Origin of the sequence: Paraburkholderia sp. UCT2 (genome assembly GCF_014397665.1) — a bacterium.
GTDB lineage: Bacteria > Pseudomonadota > Gammaproteobacteria > Burkholderiales > Burkholderiaceae > Paraburkholderia > Paraburkholderia tuberum.
In genome coordinates this window covers 1-1704 of record NZ_VZQO01000123.1, presented here as the reverse complement: position 1 = coordinate 1704, position 1704 = coordinate 1, and the positions used below count along the sequence as shown (strand labels likewise).

Genomic DNA, 1704 nt, shown 5'->3' with positions numbered 1-1704 from the left:
CGCAAGTTCGATCGACTCCTGAGACTGATTGCCGACAGGGATTGGCTGAGCGAAGCGGCTCGCATTACGCTGGCATCCAGCGGAGCCCGCACACCAGGAGTGGACGGTGTTGACAGGCGCATGATGGAGGCGAATCTCCAGCATGAACTGGCGACGATACGCGACGAACTGTTGGCGGGCTCGTATAGTCCGCTGCCTGCGCGACGCGTGTACATACCGAAGGCGAACGGTAAGCTCAGACCACTCGGCATCCCTTGTCTACGGGATCGAATCGTGCAAAGGGCAATGCTGATGGCGATGGAGCCTATCTGGGAGAGTGATTTCCATCCGGCTTCGTATGGCTTCAGACCTGCCCGTAGCGTACACCACGCGATTCGCACGGTGAAGCTTCAGTTGCAGGACGGTGGTGAGCAAAGTATCGCTGGACGCTGGGTTATTGAGGGCGACCTCGCCAGCTACTTCGACACCGTTCATCACCGTTTGCTTATGAAGGGAATCCGCAAGCGGATCGCCGATCAGCGCTTCCTTGCCCTGCTCTGGAAGTTCATCAAGGCGGGTTGCGTTGATCGCGGCCTGTTTCGCGCCGCAAGCGAAGGAGTTCCTCAGGGCGGTGTCATTTCGCCCCTGTTATCCAACATCATGCTGCACGAATTCGATGTGTGGATGGAAAAGAACTACCTGAACAAGAAAGCGCGGAAGGATCGGTGGGCGTGGAACTTCGCCATTCTCAAGCAGCGTCCAATTGCTGTGCGAGAGAACCGGCAGTGGAAACCAGCAGTCGCCTACTGCCGGTATGCAGATGACTTTGTGATTGTGGTCAAGGGGACTCGCGAACACGCTGAGGCTGTACGCGAAGCGTGCCGTGGGTTCCTCGAGGGTGAACTGAAGCTTACGCTGAATATGGAGAAAACCCATATTACGCATGTGAACGACGGCTTCGTCTTCCTTGGTCACCGCATCATCCGCAAGCGCGGAGCACGTGGTCGCATGCGACCTGTGACGACGATTCCGTGGGAGAAGTATCGGGGCTTTGCTGGGCGGTTAGTCCAGCAACTGTCGGGAAACTACGGCATGAACCGGATGGACCTGATGGAGAGCCTGAACCGGCAGATCGCCGGGTGGGCCGCCTTCTATCAATACACCGACTTCACGGCAACCCTGTTTAGAAAATTAGACCGGACGGTCTTCTGGAAATTCGGCTACTGGCTCGCACGCAGGTATCGGCGTGGGTTCCGGTCGCTGATGCGCGACCATATCCGGGCACCGGAGCCGGGACAGGCTGCAACATGGATGTTACAAGGCCAGAACAGTCGGGGTTGGTATGGGGCGGTGGCGCTGCGGCGCCTGGTCACCAGCCGCAAGGGTCAGTTCAGGTGGCGTACGCCGTCGGAAAATCCGTACATCATGCGCGATGAGACACGCAGCACCATCGAGTCTCGCTATGCCGATGTCGCCTTTGCTATGAGCAACGCTTGAATGGAGAGCCGGATGCGCTGAGAGGCGCAAGTCCGGTTCGGGGAGGAGAGACCGGGAAATAGTTCGACTACGCTCGGTCTCTTACTCCACTTTCGACGTGGCAGGGCTGGCTGTATGTGGCTTTCGTGATCGATGTGTTCGCTCGCCGTATCGTCGGCTGGCGAGTCAGCAGCTCGATGACCACGGACTTCGTTCTGGATGCACTTGAACAGGCGCTTTACGCGCGGC

At 58.3% G+C, this 1704-nt stretch carries 1 protein-coding gene and 1 pseudogene; both read left to right on the top strand.

All coding sequences use genetic code 11. From position 1 onward, the window contains the following. The coding region (gene ltrA, locus F6X39_RS36000) for a group II intron reverse transcriptase/maturase (RefSeq protein WP_187620136.1) at positions 1 to 1476 on the top strand (1476 nt) is incomplete at its 5' end. 83 nt (positions 1477 to 1559) lie between these two features. Beyond that, a pseudogene (locus F6X39_RS35995) lies at positions 1560 to 1704 on the top strand (DDE-type integrase/transposase/recombinase); the annotation flags it as partial.